This is a genomic window from Sphingomonas oligoaromativorans (assembly GCF_011762195.1).
GTDB lineage: Bacteria > Pseudomonadota > Alphaproteobacteria > Sphingomonadales > Sphingomonadaceae > Solisphingomonas > Solisphingomonas oligoaromativorans.
Genome location: NZ_JAASQK010000003.1, coordinates 252201 through 278438, shown reverse-complemented (window position 1 = coordinate 278438; position 26238 = coordinate 252201). Strand labels below are relative to the sequence as shown.

The following is a 26238-nucleotide window of genomic DNA, read 5'->3' as shown; positions in this document are numbered from 1 at the left end:
CCGGCCGCCCCTTTCTTTTGTGCGACCGGGCCGCATTTCGCCCCTGACATTCGCATGTAACACGCGCATATGATGCGCGCCGCTCATGATCGGCCCAGCCTCACCCCGCTCGACCCGGATTCTCGCGCTCTCGACGCTGCTCACGCTGGCGGCCTGCGGGGGCGACAGGAAGCAACCGCCCAAGCCCACGCCGACCGTCGGCGTGGTCGTCGCCCGGCCGGAGACCGTCGCGATCGACACGGAGCTTCCCGGCCGCACCGACGCCTATCTGATCTCGGACGTGCGCCCGCAGGTATCCGGCGTGGTGCTCAAGCGGCTCTTCACCGAGGGCAGCCTCGTCCGCGAGGGGCAGCCGCTTTATTTGATCGATCCCGCGCTCTATCGCGCCGCCGTGGGGCAGGCGCAGGGCCAGCTCGCCTCCGCCGAGGCCAATGCGGTGGCCGCCCGTCTCAAGGCCGAGCGTTACAGCGATCTGGAAAAGATCAACGCGGTGGCCAGGCAGGACGCCGCCGACGCCCGCGCCGCCGCGGGCCAGGCCGAGGCCGCGATCCAGCAGCAGAAGGCCGCGCTCGACACCGCGCGGATCAACCTGCGCTACACCAGCGTGCTGGCGCCGATCTCGGGCCGGATCAGCCGTTCGTCGGTGACCCCCGGCGCGCTGGTGACGGCGGGGCAGACGACCGCGCTCGCCACCATCACCACGCTCGACCCGATCTATGTCGATATCCAGCAAAGCTCGACCGAGCTGCTCCAGCTCCGCAAGGCGATCGCGGCCGGCGGCGCGCTGCCCAACGAGGCCGCCGTCCGCCTCAAGCTGGAGGATGGCAGCGACTATCCAGAGACCGGCAAGCTCGAATTTTCCGAAGTGAATGTCGACATCGCCACCGGCGCCGTGACGCTGCGCGCGCGCTTCCCCAACCGCCAGGGCCTGCTGCTGCCGGGCATGTATGTCCGCGCTGTGGTGAGCCAGGCGCTGCGCAAGGATGCCTTCCTGCTGCCCGAGGCGGCGGTCGTCCATGATCCGCGTGGCGCGGCTTCCGTGCTGGTGGTCGGGCCTGACGACAAGATCGTGAAGAAGCTGGTCACCGATGAGGGCCTGCACCGGAATCGCTGGATCGTGACGCAGGGCATTGCCCCCGGCGACCGGGTGGTGATCGAAGGCAGCGGCAAGGCGCGTCCGGGTCAGGCCGTCCACGCCGTCCTCTCCACCGGCTCCCAGGCCGAGGCCGCCGCGATCGACCCCACGCCCGCCGCGGGCAAGGGCAAGGATGGCCGGTCGGGCGTCGCCCGATGATCTCGCGCTATTTCATCGAGCGGCCCATCTTCGCGTGGGTCATCGCGATCGTCATCATGCTGTGCGGCATCGGCGCGGTGACGCACCTGCCGATCGCACAATATCCCGACATCTCGCCGCCGCAGGTGAGCATCCGGGCCAATTATCCGGGCGCATCGGCGCAGGTGCTTCAGGATTCGGTCACGCAGGTGATCGAGCAGCAGCTCACCGGCCTCGACGGCCTGCTCTATTTCCAGTCGACGTCGAGCGACACCGGCTCGGTGCAGATCACCGCCACCTTCAACAACGGCACCAACCCGGACATCGCCCAGGTGCAGGTGCAGAACAAGGTGCAGCAGGCGCTGCCCCGCCTGCCCCAGCAGGTGCAGCAGCAGGGCCTGACCGTCGAGAAGCGCCAGCCCGACTATCTGATGCTGGTCGCCGTCTACGACAGCTCGAACATGACCCAGTCGTCCGACGTGGCCGACTTCATGGTCTCCAAGCTCCAGGATCCGCTGAGCCGCGTCGACGGCGTGGGCGAGGTCGACGCGTTCGGCACCCAATATGCGATGCGCGTCTGGATGGACCCTTACAAGCTCAACGCGCACCAGCTCCAGCCGGCGGACGTGTCGGCCGCGATCCAGGCGCAGAACGTGCAGGTCGGCGCCGGCCTGATCGGTGCGCAGCCCTCGGTGAAGGGGCAGGAACTGAACGCCACCGTCACCGCGCAATCGCGCCTCAACACGCCCGACCAGTTCCGCGCCATCATCCTCAAGACCGAGAGCGACGGCTCGGTGGTCCGCATCGGCGACGTGGCGCGGGTGGAGCTTGGGCAGGAAAGCTACACCTCGATCTCGCGCTTCTCGGGCCATCCGGCCGCCGCGATCGCCGTGTCGCTGGCGCCCGGCGCCGACGCGCTCAAGACGGCGGAGGCGGTGAAGGCGCGGGTGCAGCAGCTCTCCAACATCTTCCCGGACGGCTACAAGATCTCCTACCCACGCGACAGCACGGACTTCATCAAGCTCTCCATCGCCGAGGTGGAGAAGACGCTGTTCGAGGCGATCGTGCTGGTCGTCATCGTGATGTTCGTCTTCCTCCAGAGCTGGCGGGCGACGCTGATCCCGGCGATCGCGGTGCCGGTGGTGCTGCTCGGCACGTTCGGCGTGCTGGCGCTGTTCGGCTATTCGATCAACACGCTCACCCTGTTCGGCATGGTGCTGGCGATCGGCCTGCTCGTCGACGACGCGATCGTGGTGGTCGAGAATGTCGAGCGCATCATGGAGGAGGAGCGCCTCTCCGCCCATGATGCCACCATCAAGTCGATGAGCGAGATTTCGGGCGCGCTGGTCGGCATCGCCATGGTGCTGTCGGCGGTGTTCCTGCCGATGGCCTTCTTCGGCGGGTCGACGGGCATCATCTATCGCCAGTTCTCGATCACCATCGTGTCGTCGATGGTGCTGTCGGTGATCGTGGCGCTGATCCTGACCCCGGCGCTCACCGCCGCGCTGCTCAAGCCCAGGCATGAGGAGCACAAGAGCGACAACGCGTTCAACCGCGCCACGACCCGCTTCTTCACCTGGTTCAACGATCGTTTCGACCGGGGCGTGAAGAAATATCAGGCTGGCGTCGGCTATGTGATCGACCGGACGCGCTGGTTCATGATCGCCTTCGTGGGCGTGGTGGCGCTGCTGCTGTTCCTGTTCGTGCGGCTGCCCACCGGCTTCCTGCCCACCGAGGATATCGGCCAGGCGATCGTCCAGTATTTCCTGCCCGCCGGCGCCACGCAGGATCGCACCATGGCGGTGAGCCAGGCGGTGGAGAAATATTTCCTGCATCAGGAACATGATGTGCAGGACATGTTCGCCAATTCGGGCCGCAACTTCTCGGGCTCGGGGGACAATGTCGGCCAGGCCTATCTGATCCTGAAGCCGTGGGACGATCGCAAAGGCCCCGCGAACAGCGCCAACGCCATCACCCAGCGCGCGCAGAAGGCGCTCGGCGGGATGCGCGACGCGCGCGTGCTGACCGTGCTGCCGCCCGCCATCCGCGGCCTCGGCCAGACCAACGGCTTCACGCTCGAGATCCTCAACCAGGGCGGGCTCACCGATCAGGAGTTCGCCGCCGCCAAGGACAAGCTGATCGCGGAGGCCAATGCCGATCCGCTGCTGGATGCGGTCCGCCTCGGCAGCCTCGAGGATACGCCCCACCTCCATATCGACGTGGACGAGTCCAAGGTCGGCGCGCTCGGCCTGTCGCAGAGCGACGTGAACTCCACGCTTTCGGCGGCGTTCGGCGGCACCTACATCAACGATTTCGTCGATCGCGGCCGCGTGAAGCGCGTCTATATCCAGGGCGACGCCCCCTATCGCGGCACGCCCGAGGATCTGGCGGCGTGGCACGTTCGTTCGTCCAACGGCACGATGGCGCCTTTCTCGGCCTTCTCCAGCTATAGCTGGACCAAGGCCCCCTCGACGATGCAGCGCTTCAACGGCGTCTCCTCCTACGAGATTCAGGGGCAGGCGGCGGCGGGCCACAGCTCGGGCGCGGCGATGGACGAGATCCAGAAGCTCGCCGAGCAGATTCCCGGCATCGGCACCGCATGGTCCGGCCTCTCCTATCAGGAGCGGCTCTCCACGGGGCAGGCGCCGACGCTCTATGCGCTGTCGGTGCTGGTGATCTTCCTCTGCCTCGCCGCGCTCTATGAGAGCTGGTCGATCCCGATCTCGGTGCTGCTGGTGATTCCGCTGGGCGTGATCGGCGCGGTGCTGGCGGTGATGGTGCGCGGGCTCGACAACGACATCTATTTCCAGGTCGGCCTACTCACCACGATCGGCTTGTCGGCCAAGAATGCGATCCTCATCGTCGAGTTCGCGGAATTCGCCGAGGAGCGCGGCAAGACGCCGCTCGAAGCCGCGCTCGAAGCGGCTCGCCTGCGTCTCCGCCCGATCCTGATGACGTCGCTGGCGTTCGTGGCGGGCGTGATCCCGCTCGCCATCGCAACGGGTGCCGGCGCGCAGAGCCGGGTCGCGATCGGCACGGCGGTGGTCGGCGGCATGATTACGGCCACCAGCCTCGCGATCTTCTTCGTGCCGATGTTCTTCGTCGCCGTCCGCTGGCTCTTCACCCGCGGCGGCAAGAAGGCCCACGCGATCGATTGACCCCCATGACCCCGGTCAGGCGGCGGCCAGCGCCGCCTCGGCCGGGGTGGTCTCCTCGATCCAGCCGCCGCCGAGCACCCGGTCGCCGGCATAGAGCACCGCCGCCTGCCCCGGCGCGACGCCATATTCGGGCGCGTCGAACGTCACGGTGTCGCCCTCGAAGCGCGCCGGCACCGGCTTCGCCATCGAACGCACCTTGGCGGTGATCGGGCCTGAGAAATCCCCGCCCAGCCAGTTGATCTCGGAGAGGCGCGCGGCGCTCACCCCCAGCGCCCGGCGCGGGCCGACGATCACGCGGTTCCGCTCGGCATCGAGCTTCACCACATAGAGCGGCTCGGGCGAGCCCCCGATCTCCAGCCCACGGCGCTGGCCGACGGTGAAGTGGATGAGGCCGCGATGCCGGCCCAGCTCGCGCCCCTCCAGATCGACGATCGCGCCCGGCGCCTCGGCCTCGGGGCGGATCTTGCGGACGACGCCGGCATAATCCCCGTCGGGCACGAAGCAGATGTCCTGACTGTCCGGCTTGGCGGCGACGGCGAGGCCCATCCCGGCCGCGATCTCGCGCACCGCGGGCTTGGGCATTCCGCCCAGGGGGAAGCGGAGGTAGTCGAGCTGGTCCTGCGTGGTGGCGAAGAGGAAATAGCTCTGGTCGCGCGCCGGATCGGCGGCACGGTGGAGTTCGGCCCCGGCCGCGCCCTCGACGCGGCGGACATAATGGCCGGTGGCGAGGCAGTCCGCCCCCAGCTCGCGGGCGAGGCGCAGCAGGTCGGTGAATTTCACCCCCTGATTGCAGCGCACGCAGGGAATCGGGGTGCGCCCCGCCATATAATCGTCTGCGAAGCGGTCAATCACGCTCTCCCGGAACGCGCTCTCATAGTCGAAGACATAATGCGCGATGCCGAGCGTGTCGGCGACGGCGCGCGCATCGCGGATGTCGCGGCCGGCGCAGCAGCTCCCGGAGCGGCCGACGGCGGCGCCATGGTCGTAGAGCTGGAGGGTGATGCCGATCGTCTCGGCGCCGCTGCGCGCGGCGAGCGCGGCCACGACGGAACTGTCGACGCCGCCGGACATGGCCACGACGATGCGACGGCCGGCAAGATCGGCCCCAAGCTGGAAATCGGCGTTCATGATGGCGGCGCCCATAGCCGATTCCGGCCCGCACGGCAAAAGCGCACCCGCGTTTACCAATCGTTATCCATCCCAGCCCTAGCCTCGGAGCCCCCTCCACGATGCGGTGCTGCTTATGGACCCCAATCGAATCGCCGCCATGCCGAACGAGCTTCCGCTCGATCATGCGCTGCTGATCGCAGGCGCGGCCGTCACCCAGGCATCGACGCGCACCGCCGTGCTGGCGGAGAGGATGGCGCAGCAGCGCCAGGCGCATTTCGGTGATTCGGTGAGCGCGCTCGTGGAAATCTTCTCCGGGCGCGATGCCACGGCGGCGGCGCAGCTTCAGGGCAGCTTCCATCCCCGCGTGGCCCATGCGGCGGCCGGAAAGGTTCGATCAAGCTTGATGAAGCCGGGCTTTACCTTGGCATTTTAGCGTTCTTTCAACCGGTGATGCGTAAGGATCACCCAACACGACGGGGGAGCGTCGTCGGCCCATGGCCCAGTTCGAGGTGTAGATGATCGAGAACCAGAAGATTCGCCCGGCACAGGTTATCGGACCGCTCGGCGAGCCGCTGACGCTGGACAGCCTTCCGCCGCCCGAGACGCAGCGCTGGGTCGTGCGTCGCAAGGCGGAGGTGGTGGCCGCCGTCAACGGGGGGCTGCTGACCGTGGACGAGGTTTGCGACCGGTATCGGCTCAGCCTGGAGGAATTCGCGAGCTGGCAGCGCGCGGTGGACCGTTCGGGGATGCCGGGCCTGCGCGTGACGCGCATCCAGCATTATCGCTCGGTGTACGAACGCCAGCAGAAATACTGACGCCCTCTTCCGCGGCGTTTCAGCAGACGGCCGCCCGCGCACCCGCGCGGGCGGCCGTTCGCATATGGCCCCGATCAGGAACGTAATCGTTGGCCATGCGTATCAACTCCCAGCAGCACCGTTTGGAGGAAACAACACCGAACGGCGCCGGAGGAGGGTAAAATGGCAATCATCATCTGGCTGGTTCTGGGCGGCGTCATCGGCTGGCTGGCGAGCATCCTGATGCGGACCGACGCTCAGCAGGGCATCATCCTCAACATCGTGGTCGGGATCGTGGGCGCCTTCATCGGCGGCATCATCTTCAACCATGACATGAACAATATGGACTTCTCGCTGACCGCGCTCATCGAGGCGTTCATCGGCGCGGTGATCCTGCTCGCGATCGTCAATCTGGTGCGTCGCGGCTCGGTCCGCTGATCGTCCCTCGCGAAGTTCGGGAGGCGCGCCCGCCGGTGCGCCTCCCCCGTCGGATCACTGAAGCTCGAAGGTGACGTTCAGCGACACGTTGACCTTCTGCTCGCCGGGCTGAAGCTCGGTCGAGGCCTTGTCCATCCGCGCCATCATCATCGGGCGCGGGGCCGCCGGCGGGCTGTAGCCGCCCGCCTCGCTGATCGCGACGATCCGCTTCACGCCCATCCCGGCCGCCCTGGCATAAAGATCCGCCCGCGCCCGCGCCTTCTGGAGCGCCTGCGTCCGCGCCTCGTCGAGCGCGGCCTCGGGATGCTCGATGCCGAAATCCGGCCCGTTGATCTGGTTCACGCCCTGCCCGACCAGCGCGTCGAGGATCGGCCCCGCCCGCTGGATGTCGTGGAAGACGATGCTGAGCTGGTTGGACGCCTGATAGCCGGTGATGACCGGCGCCTGCCCCTCGGCATAGCGATATTGCGGCTGGAGGCTGAGCGAGGACGTGCGGATATCCTTGTCGGCCACGCCCGCGCGCTTGAGCGCCGCCACCGCCGCCGCCAAGCGCTTCGCATTGTCCGCCATCGCCGAGGCCGCGCTCGACGACTGGGTGGTCACCCCGGCGCCGATCGTCGCCATGTCGGGCGCGCGCGTCACCTCGCCCTCGGCGCTGATGTCGAGCCGGGTGCCCGCGATCGGCACGGTCGCCGGCTCGTCGGCGCGGGCGGCGACGGGCAGCGCCATCGTGGTGGCGATCGCGAGCGCAGGCAGCAGCATGGCCTTCATAGAGATACTCCCCAAAACCGGGCGGACCCTGCCCGGACATGCGACGTTCCGTGCCGATCCGCGGCCGAACCGTGGCTGAACGGCGCCGACAGCGATCATTCACCTCTTTTGGGGGAGAATGAAGCCCCGCCCGAAAAGCCACGGCTTCTCCTTATCCATCGCTTGCGCCTAGTGATGTATTCATATAATACACCAGTGGGACGCCCTATAGGGCGAGGCAGGATATCGGGTGAGGGGCATGAATTACGAGCATGGCGGGTGGAGCGATGACGTCGACGAGACGGCGCCCGACAACAGCACGACCACCCGCCGGCGCCGCCTGATCCTGATCGCGGGCGTGTCGATCGCGCTCATCGTCGTGCTCGGGCTCGCATTCGGGCGCGGACACAACAAGCCTGCCGCGTCCGGGCCTTCGGTGCCCACCGTCACGGTGATCGTGCCCGGCCGCATCTCCGTCGCCGCGACCACCACCGCCACCGGCAACCTCCAGGCCAAGCGCGCCATGCCGGTGGGCGTGGCGGGCGAAGGCGGCATGGTGAGCCGTGTGCTGGTGGACGCCGGCCAGTGGGTGAAGGCGGGGCAGACGCTCGCGACGGTCGATCCCGCCGTGCAGGCCGCGCAGACCAGCCAGATGCAGGCGCAGATCACCTCGGCCCAGGCCGACGCCAAGCTCGCCCAGACCCAGCTCGACCGGGCGCTCGCGCTCGTCTCGCGCGGTTTCATCAGCAAGGCCGACATCGACCAGCGCACCGCCACCCGCGACGCCGCCAACGCCAAAGTGAAGCTCGCCCAGGCGCAGTATCGCGAGATGGCGGCGCGCCTCGGCCGGCTCGACATCCGCTCGCCGTCGGCGGGCCTCGTCCTCGAACGCAACGTCGAGCCGGGGCAGATCGTCAGCTCGGGCTCGTCCGCCCTGTTCATGGTCGCGATGGATGGCGTGCTGGAACTTCAGGCCAAGCTCGCCGAGCAGGATCTGGCGGACGTGAAGGTGGGGATGCCCGTCACCGTGACGCCGGTCGGCGCGTCCAGGAGCTTCACCGGCACGGTGTGGCAGGTGTCGCCGATCATCGACCCGACGACCCGGCAGGGCGTGGCGCGCGTGCAGCTCGCCTATTCGCCCGAGTTGCGCCCCGGCGGCTTCGCCACGGCCATCTTCTCGGCCCAGCACGTCCAGGCGCCGGTGCTGCCGGAATCGGCGGTGCTGAGCGACGCGCAGGGCAATTATGTCTATGTGATCGACAAGAACAACATGGTCGCGCGCCGCGGCGTGAAGATCGGCGACGTGTCGGATACGGGGATCGCGATCCTCTCGGGCCTTAGCGGCGACGAGCGGGTGGTCTATTCGGCCGGGGCCTTCCTCAATCCCGGCGAGAAGGTCATCCCCGACCTGAAGCGCGCGAACTGACGGCCGACGATCGAGGACGGGACAAGAGCGATGCGTAACATCTCCGCCTGGTCGATCCGCAATCCGGTGCCGTCGCTGGTGCTGTTCGCGGCGCTGACGCTGGCCGGCATCATCGCGTTCATGCGGATGGACGTGAACAATAACCCGGATATCAGCTTCCCCGGCGTCAATGTCGACATCAGCCAGCCAGGCGCCGCGCCGACCGAGCTGGAGACGCAGGTCACGCAGCGCGTCGAGGCCGCCGTGCGCGGCATCTCGGGGGTCGACGAAATCCAGTCGACGATCACCGAGGGCTCGTCCTCCACCTTCGTCCAGTTCACCATCGGCACCCCGGTGGACCGCGCCGTCAACGACGTGCGCGAGGCCGTGTCGCGCATCCGCTCCGACCTGCCGGACGGCATCCTCGAGCCGCAGGTCAGCCGCGTCGACATCGACGGCGATCCGATCGCCTTCATGTCGGTGGAATCGACCGGCATGACGCTCGAACAGCTCTCCTGGTACGTCGACAACACGATCGCGCGCCGCCTGCTGTCGATCTCCGGCATGGCGCAGGTCGAGCGTTCGGGCGGCGTGACGCGCGAAATCCGCGTCGTGCTCGATCCGGCCAGGATGCAGGCGCAGGGCGTCACCGCCAGCCAGGTCAACGCCCAGCTCATGGCGATGAACCTCAACGCCGCCGGCGGCCGCGCCGAGATCGCCGGCGCCGAACAGTCGGTCCGCGTGCTCGGCAACGCCAAGGATGCCTATGCGCTGAGCCAGAAGCAGATCCAGATCTCGGCCGGCCGCATGATAAAGCTCGCCGACATCGCCACCGTGAAGGACAGCTACGCCGAGCAGCGCAAGCTCGCGAAGATGAACGACCGGCAGGTGCTGAGCTTCGATCTCCAGAAGGCCAAGGGCTATTCGGACGTCACCGTCTACGACGAGGCGATGAAGGCCCTGAAGCAGATCGAGAAGGACAATCCCAGGGTCCACTTCACCCAGCTCTACGCCTCGGTCGACTATACCAAGATGCAGTACAAGTCGGCCATCCACGCGATGATCGAGGGCGCGGTGCTGGCGGTCGTGGTGGTGTTCTTCTTCCTGCGCGACTGGCGCGCGACGGTGATCTCCGCGCTCGCCATCCCGCTCTCCGCGATCCCGACCTTCTGGGCGATGGACCTGCTGGGCTTCACGCTCAACGGCATGACGCTGCTGGCGTTGAGTCTCGTGGCGGGTGTGCTGGTCGACGACGCCATCGTGGAGATCGAGAATATCGTCCGCCACATGCGGATGGGCAAGACCGCCTATCAGGCGGCGATCGACGCCGCCGACGAGATCGGCCTCGCCGTCGTCGCCACCACCTTCTCGATCGTGGCCGTGTTCCTGCCGGTCGGCCTGATGCCGGGCGTCGCCGGGCAGTTCTTCAAGAATTTCGGCCTGACCGTCGTCGCCGCGGTGCTGATGAGCCTTGCCGTCGCGCGTCTCGTGACGCCAATGGTCGCCGCCTATTTCCTGGAGGCCCACGGCGCGCAGGAGCATGGCGAAAGCTGGATGATGCGGCGCTACATGAAGGTGCTGCGCTGGTCGCTCAAGCATCGCTGGTGGACGATGGCGGGCGGCGCGGCGGCGCTGGTGGCGACCGTCTTCTCCTTCGCGACGCTGTCCTTCCAGTTCCAGCCGCCGCTCAATTTCGACTTCAGCCAGGTGAAGATCCAGCTCGTGCCCGGCGCGACGCTGGAACAGACCACGGCCGTCGCCGACAAGACCGCGGCGCTGGTCCGCCAGCAGCCCGAGGTCGCCGCCGCCTTCGAAAGCATCCGCGTCGGCAATGCGACGATCTTCATCACGCTGAGGAAGGACCGCAAGCGCACCTCAATCCAGTTCGAGCGCGATCTCGCGCCGGTGCTCAACAAGATCGCGGACGCCCGCATCAACTTCCAGTCGCAGTCGGGCGGTGGCGGTCGCGACATCTCGCTGCTGCTCGCCAGCGACGATCCCGACAAGCTGGAAGACGCCGCCAACAAGGTGGTGGCCCAGATGAAGGGCATCTCCGAGATCGTCGCTCCGCGCGTCGAAGGCGATCTGCCGCGGCCCGAACTCATCATCAAGCCGCGCTTCGATCTCGCCGCCGACATGGGCGTGTCGACGCAGGCGCTGTCCACCGCGATCCGCATCGCGACGCTGGGCGACATCGACCAGAACGTGGCGAAGTTCTCGCTCTCCGACCGCCAGATCCCGATCCGCGTGGTCATCAACGAGAACAGCCGCCGCGATCTCTCGACCATCCAGAACCTGCCGGTGCCGACGACGCGGGGCGGATCGGTGCCACTGCGCGTCGTCGCCGATATCGGCTTCGGCGAAGGCCCGTCGCAGATCCGCCGCTACAATCAGGAGCGCCGCCTGCTGATCTCGGCGGACCTCGCGCCGGGCGTGGTCGCGGGCGACGCGATGAAGAAGATCTACGCGCTGCCGGCGGTCGCCCACCTGCCCGACGGCGTCGAGCGGCCCAATTATGGCGATGCCAAGTGGCAGGCCGAGATGATTACCAACTTCGTGATCGCGCTCGCCTCCGGCATCCTGCTCGTCTTCGCGGTGCTGGTGCTGCTCTACAAGCGGGTGGTGCCGCCGTTCGTGAACCTGAGTTCGCTGCTGCTGGCGCCCTTGGGCGGTGCGCTTGCGCTGCACATCGCCGGCATGGCGGATTCGCTCCCGGTGCTGATCGGCGTGCTGATGCTGCTCGGCATCGTCGCCAAGAACTCGATCCTGCTGATCGACTTCGCGATCGAGGAGATGGCCCGCGGCACGCCCAAGTTCGAGGCGATCATGGAAGCCGGGCACAAGCGCGCCCAGCCGATCATCATGACCACGGTGGCGATGGTCGCCGGCATGATCCCGACCGCGCTTTCGATCAGCGGAGACGGCTCGTGGAACCAGCCGATGGCGGTGACCGTGATCGGCGGCCTGATCTGCTCGACGATGCTGACGCTGGTGATCGTGCCGGCGGCCTTCAGCCTCGCCGACGGGTTCGAGCGCCGGATCGGGCCGTGGGCGCGCCGCGTGTTCACCACCGGCGGCCAGCACGGCCATGGCCAGGCGACCGGCCCGCATCCAATCAACGTGAGCCAGGCGGCGGAATGAACCTTCTGCCGCCTCGCGCCTTGAAGGGGGCATGACGAGCGTAGCGTCCTTGGCCCGACACCGCGTTTCCCTGTCCGACAACGGCGCCGCCACCATGCGCAGGGTGGCGGGCGGGTTGCTGCTGGCGATGGCAGCGCTCTATCTCGGCGCGCGCGCGCTGGAGCCGCACCATCCCGCGCTGGGCTATGTCCGCGCCTTCGCCGAGGCCGCGATGGTGGGCGGGCTGGCCGACTGGTTCGCCGTCACCGCGCTCTTCCGCCATCCGCTCGGCCTGCCGATTCCGCACACCGCGATCATCCCGCGCAACAAGGATCGGATCGGCGACAGCCTCGCCGCCTTCCTGCGGCAGAATTTCCTGATCCCCTCGGTGGTGGCGCGGCGGATGCGCAGGCTCGATCTGGCGGGCGCGGCCGGGCGCTTCCTCGCCGCCCCCGGCGCGAGGGCCGAGGAGGCCAGCCGCCTCAGGATCGGCGCCTCGCGCCTGATCGCGGATATCGTCGGCGCGCTCGATGCCGAGCGGCTGGGCGGCATGGTCCGCTCCGCCGCCGCGCAGAAGCTGCGCGCGCTCGATGTCGCCCCGATCCTGGGGCAGGCGCTTGACGCCGCGATCGACCGGGATCGGCACATCCCCATCCTCGACGGCGCGATCGACTGGCTGGGCCGCGCGCTGCTCGCCAACGAGGATGTCATCCGCGCGATGATTAGCGAGCGCGCCGGATCGGTGCTGCGCTGGACGGGCCTCGACGAGACGCTGGCCAACAAGATCCTCGACGGCCTCTACCGCCTGATCGACGAGGTCGCGACCGACCCGGACCATCCGTTGCGCGACAAGGCCGAGGCCGGGCTGATCGACCTCGCCCGACGCCTGCGCGAGGACGAGGCGCTCCAGCAGAAGGTCAACGCCTTCAAGGACGAGGTGATCGACAGCCCGGCGGTCGGTGCGTGGCTGGATGGGCTGTGGGGTCAGGCGCGGCTCGCGCTGCTGAAGGGCGCGCGCGATCCCGACGCGGCGATGGCCGGGCGGCTAGGCGAGGCGCTGCGCCAGTTGGGCGCCACGCTCCAGAGCGAGCCCCGCCTCGCCCGCACCATCAACATCTTCGCCAGGCGGGCGGCGGTGGGCGTGGCGGCGGCCTATGGCGACGGCATCGTGCGGCTCGTGTCGGACACTGTGCGCGGCTGGGATGCCGTGACCGTCACCAACCGGCTGGAGCAGGCGGTGGGCCGCGACCTCCAATATATCCGGGTGAACGGCACGCTGGTGGGCGGGCTGGTCGGCCTCGCCATCCACATCGTCGACCGGCTGCTCTGACACGGCAGAACAGGCGCCCTCCCGAAGGAAGGCGCCCGTCCTGAGGCCGGCCCGGTCAGGCGGCCATGCGGATGTCGGCGGCGTGATCGGGATAGGGGGCGTGATCGGCCTGATCGACGGCTTCCCCGGCCAGCTCGCTCGCGAAGCCATGGTTGACGTCGCGGTGATGGGCCTCGTCCTCGCGGATCACCAGCACCACGTCGCGCAGCGTCGCTCCGGCCGGCAGATGCCAGTAATGGCGGGCGATCGCGGGGGCCGGCCCATTGGCGTGGCGGCCGGCGTCGATCTCGGCGAGATAATGGGTGTAGCTGACGACCGCCTCTTCCTCGAAATAGCCGACCAGCCGGTGCGCCACGCGCGGCGCCAGAAGATAGAGCGCGAAGAAGCCGATGTAGAACAGCCACTGCACCGCGAGGATCAGCATCCGCTCGAACAGGTTGGGCCGGGCCACCTCGATGAAAGTCATCAGGTGCATCCGCTCATTCTCCGCTTCCTCCATCAGGGTGCGGATCCAGCCATGATCGTCGGTCATGCGGCGCAGGCAGCGCAGATGGGTGAGCGTCGCGCCGACCATGCCCGGCACGGCGGCCACCGTCTCCAGCACGATCGCGCGGTGGCCATAGCGGCGGGCGAACAGCGTGTCGGCGAAGAAGCGGAGGAACTTGGTCACTCCATATGCGAACGCATCGCCCGCATCCCGCGGCTCGTGATGGCGTTCGGCGAAGGGTTTGGCGGCTTCGGTCATGACACGAACTCCCTTTGTCCGGGCCGGTCTCCGCCGGCCGAGTCACGAATGATGCATGTGGAATACTCCTTTCAACGTGCCGGTCAATATAAGATGCATTTCTTAAGAATCTTTTTTGTGCGCTGCACCCGGGCGAATGAAAACGACCGCCGGCGGGCCTCCCACCGGCGGTCGCGATGCTGTCTCTCCCTACGGGGCGGGCGCTTATTCGTCGGGTTGGCGCTCGATCTCGGCACCGACGGCGGAGAGCTTCTCCTCCAGCCGCTCATAGCCGCGATCGAGATGGTAGACGCGATGCACCTTCGTCTCGCCCTCGGCGGCGAGGCCGGCGAGCACGAGGCTCATCGAGGCGCGCAGATCGGTCGCCATCACTTCCGCGCCGACCAGCCTGTCGACGCCGCGCACCACCGCCGCGCGGCCGCGGACCTGGATGTCGGCGCCCATGCGCGCCAGTTCCGGCACATGCATGTAGCGATTCTCGAAGATCGTCTCGGTCAGCACCGAGGCGCCATCCGCCAGTGACAGCATCGCCATGAACTGCGCCTGCATGTCGGTCGGGAAAGCCGGATAGGGCGCGGTCGAGATGGTCAGCGGCTTGAGCTTGCCGTCGGCCGCGACGCGGATGCTGTCGGCCGTCTCGGTGACGTGCAGCCCCGCCTCGCGCAGATCGGCGAGGATCGCGGTCATGTCCGCCGCCCGCGCGCCGACCAGCTCGAGATCGCCGCCGGTGATCGCCGCCGCGCAGGCATAGCTGCCCGCCTCGATGCGATCGGGCATGACCTGATAGGTGGCGCCGTGGAGGCGCGGCTTGCCGTGGACGATCAGCCGCTCGGTGCCGATCCCCTCGATCTCCGCGCCCATCGCGACGAGGCAGCGGCAGAGATCGACGATCTCGGGCTCGCGCGCGGCATTGTCGATGATCGTCTCGCCGGTGGCGAGCGCGGCCGCCATCAGCGCGTTCTCGGTGGCGCCGACCGAGACGATCGGGAAGACGATCTGCCCGCCGCGCAGGCCACCGTCCGGCGCGATGGCGCGGACATAGCCATGGGTGATCTCGATCTCGGCGCCCAATTGCTCCAGCGCCTTCAGGTGAAGGTCGATCGGCCGGTTGCCGATCGCGCAGCCGCCGGGCAGCGACACGGTCGCCTCGCCCATCCGCGCGATCAGCGGGCCGAGCACGAGGATCGAGGCGCGCATCTTGCGCACGAAATCATAGGGCGCGGTGGTCGACGTGATCCGCTTGGCGTCCAGAGTCATGGTGCGGCCGAACTCGTCGGGGCTGCCGCCGGCGATCGCGGTCGAGACGCCCATGCCGTTCAGCAGATGCCCGAAGCCGTCGACATCGGCCAGACGCGGCAGATTGCCGAGCGTCAGCGGCTGATCGGTCAGCAGCGCGCAAGGCAGCAGCGTGAGCGCGGCGTTCTTGGCGCCCGAGATCGGAAGACGGCCCGAAAGCGTGCGGCCACCACGGATGACGATCCTGTCCATGACAGCGCTCCTAGAGCATCCCCACGCGCGCGCAAGACAACACTCGCGCGGGCACGAGCCGCCGTCTCCCCGATCGTGCCAAGTGCTTCAAAATCTTGATCGTTGTTAGCGCGGAATGGGCGCGTTCCGCCTACAGCTTGGCGCGATTGCAAGGGGGCGCAGCGGAGAAGCGGTGGAAAAAAGCTGTCTGGCGGAACGGCTCGGCCGATATCTGCATCTTGTCGAGTCCGAGCGCCGGGCGCTTCTGGAGCTGGAGGAAGTCGAGCGGTCGGTTCCGCGCGGCACGGTGCTGCGCGCCGAACAATCCCCCACGCGCGAGCTATATGTGGTGCGCAAGGGCTGGCTCTACAGCTCGATGCTGCTGGCGGACGGCAACCGGCAGATCCTGACGCTCCACCTCCCCGGCGAGCTGGCGGGCGAGACCAGCCTTGCCTGGAACCACGCCCCCTTCACCATCACCGCCGCCACCGACGCGACCATACGCATCATCGACAAGGCGGCGCTGCGCGGCCTGTTCGAGCGGCATCCCCGGCTGGCGATGCTGATCCACACGCTGGCGCAGGCCGAGCGGGTGATGCTGGCGGACCGGCTCGCCTCGGTGGGCCGCACCTCGGCGCGGGCGCGGGTGGCGGCGTTGCTGGTCGACGCGCTGCGCCGGCTGCGCGCGAACGGCGAGCCGATCGAGGAGGGCATCCCCCTCCCCCTCACGCAGGAGGAGATCGGCGACGCGACGGGACTCACCGCCGTCCACGTCAACCGGATGATCCGCCAGCTCGCCGAAGCCGGGCTGATCTCGCGCACCAATGGGCGGGTGCGCATCCTCGACGAAGCGGAACTGGCCGCCGTCGCCAACCATGTCGACCGTTACGGCACGATCGACACCGGCTGGCTGCCCAGCGCGCTGTCCTGAAGGTTCAGCCGAGCAGCGCCTCGTTCGGCGTGCCGCCCGGATAGGCCACGAGCAGGTCGATGCCGGGCTTCACCTCGAAGGGCACCGCACTGTCGGCCAGCCAGACGCCGCCCGGCCCGATCGGCTGACCGTCGATCACGCCCTCGCCCTTGAGCGGCACCAGCCACACCGGCCGCTCATGCGTCGCGGCGAGCGTGCCGGCGCGCACCGAAGTCCAGCGTTCCGTGACGAAGGCGCATTCGGCGGAGAGCAGGCGACGGCCCGGCTCGATGTCGCGCGGCTGGAAGGGCGCGACATAAGGCACCGGGTCCGCCACAGCCACGCCGTCGTCGACATGCAGCTCGCGTGCGCTGCCATAGTCGTAGAGCCTGTAGGTCAGGTCGACATTCTGCTGAAGCTCGACCAGCACGAGCCCCGGCCCGATGGCGTGGACGGTGCCCGCCGGCGAATACCAGAACTGATCCGCCTTCACCGCCTTCCAGTCGAGCTTGTCCTCGATCGATCCGTCGAGCGAGGAGGCGCGCAGCTCGTCCTTGGTCATCGGCGAGCGGGTGCCGATGGCGATGGTGGCGTGCGGTTCGGCGGCGAGGATCTGCCACGCCTCGCTCTTGCCGCGCTCATGGCCCCGCGCGCGGGCGTCGGCGTCGTCCGGGTGGACCTGCACCGACAGCTTCTCCGAGGTGAAGAGATATTTGACGAGGAGATCGGGATCGTCCTCGCCGACGCCCTTGGGCGCCTGGAACCAGATCTCGCCGACGGGATCGCCGCCTTCGGGAACATCCTCGAAGCCCGGCCACAGATCATGGCGCCCCCAGGGCTTCTCGACGCGCTTGGTTTCGAGGCGGATGACGGGCATCGGAAGTCTCCAGTCTGGGGCGTCTGCCGAACGCCTTCGACAGTGATCCGTTTCCCCTGCCCGCTCAAGCGTCAGTTGGGAAGGTGCGTGTCGACCTTTTCCACCCATTCCGGGAAAAAGCTCGGCTCGCGTGACGACCAGCCCACCGCCGTCGCCGCCGCCTCGCTGATCGACTGGAGCAGCGCGCGCCGCCGATCGGGATGGAGATGCGGCAACGCCGCCGCCGCACAGAACGCCCCCGGCAGCCATGGCCGCACCGACGCACCCAGCAGCCGCTCGTAGAGGAAGCGATATGCGCCGAAGCTGCACAGCCGATCCTGCCCGAGATCGAACGCCGACATGGTGACCAGAGGCGCCATGAACGGCTCGATCGCGTCCAGCCCGCTATCGTCCGGGATGATGTCGCGCAAGGAGGTGAGCCGCCCGTACATGCGGGTCTGCGCCCGGATGCTGGCGGATTCCACCACGTCGCGCGACCAGCGGCCGAGCGCGTCCTGACGATCGAGCCCGACGTCGAGCGAACGCCGGATATATCGCTGCGTCGAAGCGGGGAAGGAGGCAAACTCCCTCATCTCCGCCAAAGCCATTGCACCGTCTGCCGGTCTTGCCTGCGTACCCATTGCCTTTCCCCACCATGGCAACAGAAAGGTTACGCCTCACCCGGTTGCGCGAGGATTAACCGTCACCGCTGCCGTGGCACAAAAGAAACACATAGAACCGTTGCGGCGCAACATCCGTAAAGCCTGTCATGAAGGGATTAGTGCCGAATAGGGGCAGGCTGTATCCGAACGGTAACGGTCAAAAGGCCTGCGAGTCAGCCGGTTAGGTGGATTCGGAGCCGGCAGCGCGCTGTCCGGCGCCCTGAAAATGGCGCTGCTCTGGCGGGCCGGGAAAACTTTCGTCTAATCCGATCGGCTGCTGTGTCGGGGCCGACACGCCCCCGCGCCAAAGGGGTGCATCGGCGCGCATGAATCGCTAAGGGGCGCCCCCATGACCGATCCCTTGACGATCCGCCGGCTCTATGGCCGCCGGCAGGGCCACGCGTTGCGCGCCGGACAGGCCGCGCTCGTCGAAGAGTTCCTGCCCAAACTGTCCGTGCCCGAGGAAGGCCCGCTCGATGCCGCGCGCCTGTTCGGCGCCGACCGGCCGCTTGCGCTGGAGATCGGCTTCGGCAAGGGCGAGCATATGGCGCAGCAGGCCGCAATGCGCCCCGAGATGGGCTTCATCGGCTGCGAGCCCTTCCTCGACGGCGTGGTCGGCGCGCTGATGCAGGTGCGTGACCGGGGGCTCTCCAATGTCCGCATCCATATGAACGACGCGCTGGAGGTGATCGAGCGGCTCCCCGATGCGAGCCTCGACCGGGCGTGGCTGCTCCATCCCGATCCCTGGCCCAAGGCGCGCCACGCCAAGCGCCGCTTCATGAACCCCGGCCCGATCGGCCTGCTCGCGTCCAAGATGAAGCCGGGCGCCGAGTTCCGCTTCGGCACCGACCATCCGGTCTATGTCCGCTGGGCGATGATGGTGATGGGCTCGCTGCCCCAGTTCGAATGGCAGGCGAAGGGGCCGGGCGACTTCCTCGTCCGCCCCAACGACTGGCCCGAGACGCGCTATGAGCAGAAGGCGCGAGCGAAGGGCCATGAGGTCTGGTATTTCCGCTACATCCGCACGGATGTGCCGGCCACGGTGCGTTCCGCGGCGTGACGAGCCCTCGGGGCACCGCTCGGGAGAGGCGCCCCGACCGGCCGCTTACTTCTTCTTCGGGGTCAGCTTGATGAGGCGGCCGGCGTCCTCGTCCTCGATCACCCAGACCGCGCCGTCCGGGCCGACCGCCACGTCGCGGATGCGGTGGCCCATGTCCCAGCGATCCGCCTCGCGGGCGCCGTTGGGGCCGTCGAACGCGACGCGGACCAGCGACATCGCCTTCAATCCGCCGATGAAGGCCGAGCCCTTCCACTGCGGGAACAGGCTCTTGTAGTAGAAAGCGAGGCCCGCCGGCGCGATCACCGGGGTCCAGTAGACCACCGGCTTCTCGAACTCGGGGCGGGTGTCGTGCGGCGGGATCGGCGAGCCGTCATAGTTGATGCCGTTCGAGACGGTCGGCCAGCCATAATTCTTGCCCGGCGTGATGATGTTCAGCTCGTCGCCGCCCTTCGGCCCCATCTCGACCTCCCAGAGCGTGCCCTTGGCGTCATAGGCGAGGCCGTAGGGGTTGCGGTGGCCGGTGGTCCAGGTCTGCGCCTTGACGCCGCCCTCGGCGTACATCGGATTGTCGGTCGGCACCGAGCCGTCGAGGTTCAGGCGGATGATCTTGCCGAGCGCCTGATCCGGGTCTTGCGCCGGCGTCTTGCGCATCCGCTCACCGGAGGCGAACAAGATATGCCGGCCGGCCGGATCGAAGGTGATGATGCCGCCGAACTGGCCGCCGTCGCCCTTGGGCATCTGCCGCCAGATCACCTTGAGGCCTTCGAGCGCCGTGCCCTTCAGCGTGGCGCGCGCGACGGCGAGGCTGCTTCCGCCCTCGCCGGGCTCGGAATAGCTGATATAGACCTGATGGTCGGCCGCGTAATGGGGCGAGATCGCGACGTCGAGCAGGCCGCCCTGCCCTTCATACTGCACCGCCGGCACGCCGGAGACCTCCTGCTTCTGGCCGGTCTGGCTGACGAGGAAGATTTTCCCCGGCTTCTCGGTAATCAGCATGTGCCCGTCGGGCAGGAAGGCGATCGCCCACGGGAAGTTGAAGGTCGCGACCGGGGTCTCGACGAAGGGCTTCACCGGATTGGGCCTGGCGTTGCCGAAATTCATCTCGGCGGCCACCGGCATCGCTGTCATCGCGGCGGTGGCGAACAGGGCGGCGGCGAAAAGGGCTTTGCGCATGGGATGAGTCTCCGAACCGGCTGCCCGCCCCCCGGCATCGGCAGCCTGCGTTCCGCACCACGCTTGCCGATCGTCGTCAACCGGATTATAGAGACGGTGCCTTCTCGACATTGGAAACTCTGCCGAGGCTGGTCCCAGACGGGGCCGGCTGGAAGGCGCTTGACCATCCAGCCGGGAATCGCATGACCGACATCGCCGTCCTCACCAGCCTGATCGAGCCCGAAGCGAACGCGCTCGGATTCGCGCTGGTCCGCATCAAGATGATCGGCGGCAAGTCCGACCCGACGCTCCAGATCATGGCCGAGCGCCCGGATACGCGCCAGCTCGACATCGCCGATTGCGAGGCGCTGAGCCGCCGAATCTCGGACGTGCTCGACGCCGCCGATCCGATCGAGGAGGCCTATCGGCTGGAGGTGTCGTCGCCCGGCATCGACCGCCCGCTGACCCGCGAGAGTGACTTCGCCGACTGGGCCGGCTTCGACGCCCGCGTCCGCCTCGCCGAGGAGATCGACGGGCGCAAGCAGCTCGACGGCCGCATCCTCGGCATCGAAGGCGGCACCGTCACCGTCGCCCTTTCGAAGGGCGGCGCCGAGTTCGCCTTTCCCTTTTCCGCCATCGCGTCGGCCAAGCTGCTCTTGACCGACGCGCTCATCAAGGCCACCGCGCCCCTCTCGACAGAGGGTGCGGACTCTATCGTCAAGGAAGGATAAGCCCGTGGCCACCGCTATTTCCGCCAACAAGGCCGAACTGCTCGCCATTGCCGATTCGGTCGCGCGCGAAAAGCTGATCGACCGCGAGATCGTCATCGAGGCGATGGAAGACGCGATCCAGCGCGCCGCCAAGACGCGCTACGGCGCCGAGAACGACATCCGCGCCAAGATCGACCCGAAGACCGGCGACCTCCGGTTGTGGCGCGTCGTCGAGGTGGTCGAGGCGGTCGACGACTTCTTCAAGCAGGTGTCGGTCGCCGACGCCCAGAAGCTCCAGAAGGGCGCCGCGATCGGTGACTTCATCGTCGATCCGCTGCCGCCCATCGAGTTCGGCCGCATCCAGGCGCAGGCCTCCAAGCAGATCATCTTCCAGAAGGTCCGCGATGCCGAGCGCGATCGCCAGTTCGCCGAGTTCAAGGATCGCGTCGGCGAGGTCATCACCGGCGTCGTCAAGCGCGTCGAGTTCGGCCATGTCGTCGTCGATCTCGGTCGCGCCGAGGGCGTCATCCGCCGCGACGCGCAGATCCCGCGCGAAGTCGTCCGCGTCGGCGATCGCATCCGCTCGCTGATCCTCAAGGTCGCGCGCGAAGTGCGCGGGCCGCAGATCTTCCTCTCCCGCGCGCACCCGGACTTCATGAAGAAGCTGTTCGCGCAGGAAGTCCCCGAAATCTACGACGGCGTCATCACCATCATGGCCGCCGCCCGCGATCCGGGCTCGCGCGCCAAGATCGGCGTCATCAGCCGCGATTCGTCGATCGATCCGGTCGGCGCCTGCGTCGGCATGAAGGGCAGCCGCGTGCAGGCCGTCGTGCAGGAGATGCAGGGCGAGAAGATCGACATCATCCCCTGGTCGCCGGACGTCGCCACCTTCGTGGTGAACGCGCTCCAGCCCGCGCATGTCGCCCGCGTCGTCATCGACGAGGATGACGAGCGCATCGAGGTGGTCGTCCCCGACGATCAGCTCAGCCTCGCGATCGGCCGCCGCGGCCAGAATGTCCGTCTCGCCAGCCAGCTCACCGGCAAGGCGATCGACATCCTGACCGAGGCCGACGCCTCCGAGAAGCGCCAGAAGGAATTCGTCGAGCGCTCCGGCATGTTCGAGGGCGAGCTGGACGTCGACGAGACGCTGGCCCAGCTCCTCGTCGCCGAGGGTTTCGGCGCGTTGGAGGAGGTCGCCTATGTCGACCCGGCGGAACTCGCCGCGATCGAGGGCTTCGACGAGGATCTCGCCGCCGAGCTTCAGAGCCGCGCGCAGGAAGCGCTCGACCGCCGCGAGCAGGCCGCCCGCGAGGAGCGTCAGGGCCTCGGCGTCGAGGACGGCCTGGCCGAACTGCCCTATCTCACCGAAGCCATGCTGGTGACGCTGGGCAAGGCGGGCATCAAGACGCTCGACGATCTGGCCGACCTCGCCACCGACGAGCTGGTGCAGAAGAAGCGCTCGGAACCGCGCCGCCGCAACGACAGCGCGCCCTCCAAGCAGCGTTCGGAGGACAAGGCCGGCGTGCTCGCCGACTATGGCCTGACCGACGATCAGGGCAACGAGATCATCATGGCCGCGCGCACCGCCGCCGGCTGGTTCGCCGATCTCGAGCAGACGCAGGAGGACGCGGCTGCGGATGGCGAGCAATGAGAACCCTGACGGCCTGACGCCGAAGGCATCGCGTACCCCACGCGAAACCCATGAGCCCGAGAGGAAATGCATCCTCTCGGGCGAGCATGACGCGCGCGACGCGCTGATCCGCCTCGCCATCTCGCCCGACGGGCTGGTGCTGCCCGACGTGCGCGCCAAGGCGCCGGGTCGCGGCGCGTGGCTCGGCGTGGACCGGCCGACGCTTGAGGCGGCGATCGCCAAGGGCAAGTTCCGCGGCGCGCTGGCGCGGGCCTACAAGGGCAAGCCGCTCACCGTGCCCGACGATCTTGGCCAGATGATCGAGACGGCGCTGGAACGCGCCTTCCTCGATCGGCTCGGCCTGGAATCGCGCGCAGGCAAGCTGGTGATCGGCAGCGACCGGATCGACGAAGCCGCCCGCAAGGGCCGCGTCCACCTGCTGATGCACGCGTCGGACGCCGGCGAGGATGGCTCGCGCAAGCTCGATCAGGCGCTGCGCGTCGGCTCCGATGCCGAAGGAAGTGGCTTGCGGGGTCTGGTCATTCCGGTCTCGCGCACCATATTGGCAATGGCGCTGGGCCGCGAAAATGTGGTACATGTCGCGCTCGTCGACCGGGCTGCCGCCCGGCGCGTCGGCGATGCGCTCGCGCGCTGGCGCGGATTTATCGGACGGGACGGTGAGGCCGAGCCTCGCGACTCTTCGCGGGGCCGTTCGGCTTCGGCCACTTTGAACGAAGCGGGCCTTCCCGCCGATGGTGATGACGATGGCGGCCATGCCGCCCTGGATGACGTGGGGATTTGAGTAGTCGATGAGCGATCAGGACAAGCCGAAACTGGGTATGCGCGCGCCGCTGGGCCTCACGCGCACGGTCGAGACGGGCAAGGTGAAGCAGAGCTTCAGCCATGGCCGTTCGAACACCGTCGTCGTCGAGGTGAAGCGCCGCCGCGTGCTCAGCCGGCCGGGCGAAGAGCCGCAGGTCGAGGCACAGGCCCCCGAACCCGTCGTCGAGGCGCCCGTCGTGGCTGCCCCGCCCGCGCCGACCCCGCCGCCGGCGCCCGCGCCTGCTCCGGTCGAGCCCGCCCCCGTGGTGGCCGCGCCGGTCGAGGCCGCGCCGGAACCGGCTCCGGCCGCGCCGACGCCCGCCCCGGTTGAGCCGGTCGCCGAGGCGCCCGCCGCCGCCGCGCCGGAAGCCCCGGTGGCGAAGGCTCCCGAGCCTGCGCCCGCCCCGGCCCCCAAGCCAGCGCCGGCTCCGGCGCAGCAGGCTCCGCGCCCGGCCCCCACGCCGGCCCGCGCCGCGCCGCCGCGCCCGAACCGCCCGCTGACCCCGCTCGAGCGTCGCGAGCAGCTCGAGCGCTTCCAGCGCGAAGCCGAGGAAGCGCGCATGGCCGCGCTTGAAGACGCCCGCCGCCGCGAGGACCGCGCCCGGCAGGAGGCTTCCGAGGAAGAGAAGCGTCGCGCCGAGGAAAATCGCCGCGCCGCCGAGGAAGCCGAGCAGCGCGCGGCCGAAGAGGCTGTCCGCGCCGCCACCGAGGCGGCCGAGCAGGCCGCCGCCGCCAAGGCCGAAGCCGAGGCCGCCGCGTCTCAGCCCGCCGAGCCGGAAGCCCGCACCGCCGGGGGCGCCAACCCGCCGCCGCGCCGCTTCACGCCGGTCGCGGCGCCCAAGCGCCCCGAGCCGGCGCGCCCGTCGCGCGGCCGTCAGGGCGACGATCGCCGCCAGTCCGGCAAGCTCACCGTCACGCGCGCGCTCGACGACGAGGGTGGCGCCCGCGCCCGCTCGCTCGCCGCGCTCAAGCGCGCCCGCGAGAAAGACAAGCGCGCCCACCAGTCGGGCGGCCCGCAGGCCAAGCAGGTCCGCGACGTCGTGGTGCCGGAGGCGATCACCGTCGCCGAACTGGCCAACCGCATGGCCGAGCGTGGCGCCGATCTGGTGAAGGCGCTGTTCAAGATGGGTATGCCCGTCACGCTCACCCAGACGATCGATCAGGACACCGCCGAGCTGCTCGTCACCGAGTTCGGCCACAACCTGAAGCGCGTCAGCGAGAGCGACATCGACATCGTGGCCTCCGAGGACAATGATCCCGAGGACAAGCTGCTGCCGCGTCCGCCGGTCGTGACGATCATGGGCCATGTCGACCACGGCAAGACCTCGCTGCTCGATGCCCTGCGCGGCACCGACGTGGCGGCGGGCGAGGCCGGTGGCATCACCCAGCATATCGGCGCCTATCAGGTGACGGTGAAGTCGGGCGACAAGGTCACCTTCCTCGACACGCCGGGCCACGAAGCCTTCTCCGACATGCGCGCGCGCGGTGCCAACATCACCGACATCGTCATCATCGTGGTGGCCGCCGACGACGGCATCCGCCCGCAGACGATCGAGGCGATCAACCACACCAAGGCGGCCGGCGTGCCGATGATCGTGGCGATCAACAAGGTCGACAAGCCGGGCGGCAACCCGCAGCGCGTCCGCGAGGCGCTCCTCCAGCACGACGTGCAGGTGGAGAGCATGGGCGGCGACGTGCAGGAGGTCGAGGTCTCCGCGCTCAAGAAGACCGGTCTCGACGAGCTGATCGACAAGATCCTGCTCCAGGCCGAGGTGCTCGAACTCAAGGCCAATCCCGATCGCGAGGCCGAAGGCACCGTGGTCGAGGCGCAGCTCGACAAGGGCCGCGGCCCGGTGGCGACGATCCTCGTCCGCAAGGGCACGCTCAAGGTCGGCGACATCTTCGTCGTCGGCGCCGAGAGCGGCAAGGTCCGCGCGCTGATCGACGACAAGGGCAAGAATGTGAAGCAGGCCGGCCCGTCCGTGCCCGTGGAGGTTCTCGGCCTGTCGGGCGTCCCCGGCGCCGGCGATCCGCTGTCGGTGGTCGAGAACGAGGCGCGTGCCCGCGAGGTCGCGGCCTATCGTGCCGGCGTCATCCAGCGCAAGCGCACCACTTCGGCTCCCGCGAACCTCGAGACGATGTTCTCGGCGCTCCGCGAGAAGCAGGCGCAGCAGTTCCCGGTGGTCGTCAAGGCGGACACGCAGGGTTCGGTGGAAGCCATCATCGGCTCGCTCAACAAGATCTCGACCGACGATATCCAGGTGCGCATCCTGCACTCGGGCGTCGGCGGCATCACCGAGAGCGACGTGACGCTGGCGGCCGCTTCGCGCGCGCCGATCATCGGCTTCAACGTCCGCGCCAATGCCAAGGCCCGCGAGATCGCCACCCGCGATCAGGTCGCGCTGAAGTATTACGACGTGATCTACGACCTGCTCGACGAGATTCGCGCCGCGATGGCCGGCCAGCTCGGGCCGGAAGCGATCGAGCATGTCGTCGGCCGCGCCGAAATCCGCGAGGTCTTCTCGGCGGGCAAGCATGGCCGCGCCGCCGGTCTGCTCGTGGTCGAGGGCTTCATCCGCAAGGCGCTCAAGGCGCGCATCACCCGCGAGGATGTCATCATCTACAACGGCTCGATCGCGTCGCTGCGTCGCTTCAAGGACGATGTGGCGGAAGTCCGCGCCGGCCTGGAATGCGGTGTGACCTTCGAGAGCCACACCGACATCAAGCCGGGCGATTTCCTCGAGACGTTCGAGGTCGAGCTGCGCGAGCGCACGCTCTGATATTGATCGTCATGCCAGCGAAAGCTGGCATCTCGCGCGGCTGGACGGGCACGATCCCTCCAGCCG

General features: G+C 68.4%; 21 protein-coding genes and 1 pseudogene. 15 read left to right on the top strand and 7 right to left on the bottom strand.

Annotation, left to right across the window (positions count from 1 at the left end):
• Nucleotides 1-85: 85 nt before the first annotated feature.
• Both FHS98_RS07750 and FHS98_RS07745 read left to right on the top strand, forming a co-directional pair.
• Nucleotides 86-1294, top strand: a complete 1209-nt coding sequence (locus FHS98_RS07750; RefSeq protein WP_167102490.1) for an efflux RND transporter periplasmic adaptor subunit — start codon at nucleotides 86-88, stop codon at nucleotides 1292-1294.
• Nucleotides 1291-4431: an efflux RND transporter permease subunit gene (locus FHS98_RS07745; RefSeq protein WP_208402110.1), complete on the top strand. Its 3141-nt coding sequence runs from the start codon at nucleotides 1291-1293 to the stop codon at nucleotides 4429-4431. The genes FHS98_RS07750 and FHS98_RS07745 overlap by 4 nt, the downstream gene beginning before the upstream one ends.
• Nucleotides 4432-4446: 15 nt before the next feature.
• On the opposite strand, the gene mnmA is transcribed toward FHS98_RS07745, so the two are convergent.
• The gene (gene mnmA / locus FHS98_RS07740; protein WP_167102487.1) at nucleotides 4447-5559 is read right to left on the bottom strand and encodes a tRNA 2-thiouridine(34) synthase MnmA; all 1113 of its coding nucleotides are present in this window, start codon (nucleotides 5557-5559) and stop codon (nucleotides 4447-4449) included.
• 115 nt (nucleotides 5560-5674) lie between these two features.
• Here mnmA and FHS98_RS07735 point away from each other — a divergent pair, with 115 nt between their 5' ends.
• From FHS98_RS07735 to FHS98_RS07725, 3 genes are all read left to right on the top strand, one after another.
• A complete protein-coding gene (locus FHS98_RS07735; RefSeq protein WP_167102484.1) occupies nucleotides 5675-5974 on the top strand; it encodes a hypothetical protein in 300 nt (99 codons plus the stop codon).
• Between the two features lie 82 nt (nucleotides 5975-6056).
• The gene (gene sciP / locus FHS98_RS07730) at nucleotides 6057-6356 is read left to right on the top strand and encodes a CtrA inhibitor SciP (RefSeq protein WP_019832573.1); all 300 of its coding nucleotides are present in this window, start codon (nucleotides 6057-6059) and stop codon (nucleotides 6354-6356) included.
• Between the two features lie 162 nt (nucleotides 6357-6518).
• Entirely contained in the window at nucleotides 6519-6773 is a 255-nt protein-coding gene (locus tag FHS98_RS07725) for a GlsB/YeaQ/YmgE family stress response membrane protein (protein WP_167102481.1), read from the top strand.
• Nucleotides 6774-6827: 54 nt separating this feature from the next.
• On the opposite strand, the gene FHS98_RS07720 is transcribed toward FHS98_RS07725, so the two are convergent.
• Nucleotides 6828-7544: an SIMPL domain-containing protein gene (locus tag FHS98_RS07720; RefSeq protein ID WP_167102478.1), complete on the bottom strand. Its 717-nt coding sequence runs from the start codon at nucleotides 7542-7544 to the stop codon at nucleotides 6828-6830.
• Nucleotides 7545-7782: 238 nt separating this feature from the next.
• On the opposite strand from FHS98_RS07720, the gene FHS98_RS07715 reads away from it, so the two are divergent.
• The 3 genes from FHS98_RS07715 to FHS98_RS07705 all read left to right on the top strand — a co-directional run bounded on the left by FHS98_RS07715 (nucleotide 7783) and on the right by FHS98_RS07705 (nucleotide 13378).
• Nucleotides 7783-8949, top strand: a complete 1167-nt coding sequence (locus tag FHS98_RS07715; protein ID WP_167103034.1) for an efflux RND transporter periplasmic adaptor subunit — start codon at nucleotides 7783-7785, stop codon at nucleotides 8947-8949.
• Between the two features lie 30 nt (nucleotides 8950-8979).
• Nucleotides 8980-12069: an efflux RND transporter permease subunit gene (locus FHS98_RS07710; protein ID WP_167102475.1), complete on the top strand. Its 3090-nt coding sequence runs from the start codon at nucleotides 8980-8982 to the stop codon at nucleotides 12067-12069.
• Between the two features lie 94 nt (nucleotides 12070-12163).
• Complete coding sequence (locus FHS98_RS07705; protein WP_167103032.1) at nucleotides 12164-13378, top strand: DUF445 domain-containing protein; 1215 nt, start codon at nucleotides 12164-12166, stop codon at nucleotides 13376-13378.
• Nucleotides 13379-13433: 55 nt separating this feature from the next.
• On the opposite strand, the gene FHS98_RS07700 is transcribed toward FHS98_RS07705, so the two are convergent.
• Both FHS98_RS07700 and murA read right to left on the bottom strand, forming a co-directional pair.
• Entirely contained in the window at nucleotides 13434-14123 is a 690-nt protein-coding gene (locus FHS98_RS07700; protein ID WP_167102472.1) for an alternative oxidase, read from the bottom strand.
• Between the two features lie 204 nt (nucleotides 14124-14327).
• Nucleotides 14328-15611, bottom strand: coding sequence for a UDP-N-acetylglucosamine 1-carboxyvinyltransferase (gene murA, locus FHS98_RS07695; RefSeq protein WP_167102469.1), 1284 nt, complete (start codon nucleotides 15609-15611; stop codon nucleotides 14328-14330).
• Nucleotides 15612-15783: 172 nt separating this feature from the next.
• Here murA and FHS98_RS07690 point away from each other — a divergent pair, with 172 nt between their 5' ends.
• Nucleotides 15784-16521 (top strand): helix-turn-helix domain-containing protein, encoded by a 738-nt coding sequence (locus FHS98_RS07690; RefSeq protein ID WP_167102466.1) that lies wholly within the window; start codon nucleotides 15784-15786, stop codon nucleotides 16519-16521.
• Between the two features lie 4 nt (nucleotides 16522-16525).
• Here the strand turns inward: FHS98_RS07690 and FHS98_RS07685 are convergent, their stop codons facing one another.
• Together FHS98_RS07685 and FHS98_RS07680 are read right to left on the bottom strand one after the other, a co-directional pair.
• Nucleotides 16526-17377 (bottom strand): class I mannose-6-phosphate isomerase, encoded by an 852-nt coding sequence (locus FHS98_RS07685; RefSeq protein WP_167102463.1) that lies wholly within the window; start codon nucleotides 17375-17377, stop codon nucleotides 16526-16528.
• A 71-nt stretch (nucleotides 17378-17448) separates the two neighbouring features.
• Nucleotides 17449-17997 carry a hypothetical protein gene (locus FHS98_RS07680; protein WP_167102460.1) on the bottom strand — a complete coding sequence of 183 codons (549 nt, stop codon included), beginning with the start codon at nucleotides 17995-17997 and terminating at the stop codon, nucleotides 17449-17451.
• 370 nt (nucleotides 17998-18367) lie between these two features.
• On the opposite strand from FHS98_RS07680, the gene trmB reads away from it, so the two are divergent.
• A complete protein-coding gene (gene trmB, locus FHS98_RS07675) occupies nucleotides 18368-19078 on the top strand; it encodes a tRNA (guanine(46)-N(7))-methyltransferase TrmB (RefSeq protein WP_167102457.1) in 711 nt (236 codons plus the stop codon).
• A gap of 45 nt (nucleotides 19079-19123) precedes the next feature.
• Here trmB and FHS98_RS07670 read toward each other — a convergent pair whose 3' ends face one another.
• A complete protein-coding gene (locus FHS98_RS07670) occupies nucleotides 19124-20251 on the bottom strand; it encodes a PQQ-dependent sugar dehydrogenase (RefSeq protein WP_167102454.1) in 1128 nt (375 codons plus the stop codon).
• Nucleotides 20252-20433: 182 nt separating this feature from the next.
• Here FHS98_RS07670 and rimP point away from each other — a divergent pair, with 182 nt between their 5' ends.
• The 5 genes and pseudogenes from rimP to infB all read left to right on the top strand — a co-directional run bounded on the left by rimP (nucleotide 20434) and on the right by infB (nucleotide 26172).
• Complete coding sequence (gene rimP, locus FHS98_RS07665) at nucleotides 20434-20961, top strand: ribosome maturation protein RimP (RefSeq protein WP_167102451.1); 528 nt, start codon at nucleotides 20434-20436, stop codon at nucleotides 20959-20961.
• A 4-nt stretch (nucleotides 20962-20965) separates the two neighbouring features.
• Nucleotides 20966-22591 (top strand): transcription termination factor NusA, encoded by a 1626-nt coding sequence (gene nusA / locus FHS98_RS07660; RefSeq protein WP_167102448.1) that lies wholly within the window; start codon nucleotides 20966-20968, stop codon nucleotides 22589-22591.
• The gene (locus FHS98_RS07655; protein WP_208402108.1) at nucleotides 22578-23372 is read left to right on the top strand and encodes a DUF448 domain-containing protein; all 795 of its coding nucleotides are present in this window, start codon (nucleotides 22578-22580) and stop codon (nucleotides 23370-23372) included. The genes nusA and FHS98_RS07655 overlap by 14 nt, the downstream gene beginning before the upstream one ends.
• Before the next feature lie 7 nt (nucleotides 23373-23379).
• A pseudogene (locus tag FHS98_RS19135) lies at nucleotides 23380-23475 on the top strand (hypothetical protein); the annotation flags it as partial.
• 27 nt (nucleotides 23476-23502) lie between these two features.
• Nucleotides 23503-26172, top strand: a complete 2670-nt coding sequence (infB, locus tag FHS98_RS07650) for a translation initiation factor IF-2 (protein ID WP_425057339.1) — start codon at nucleotides 23503-23505, stop codon at nucleotides 26170-26172.
• Nucleotides 26173-26238 lie beyond the last annotated feature (66 nt).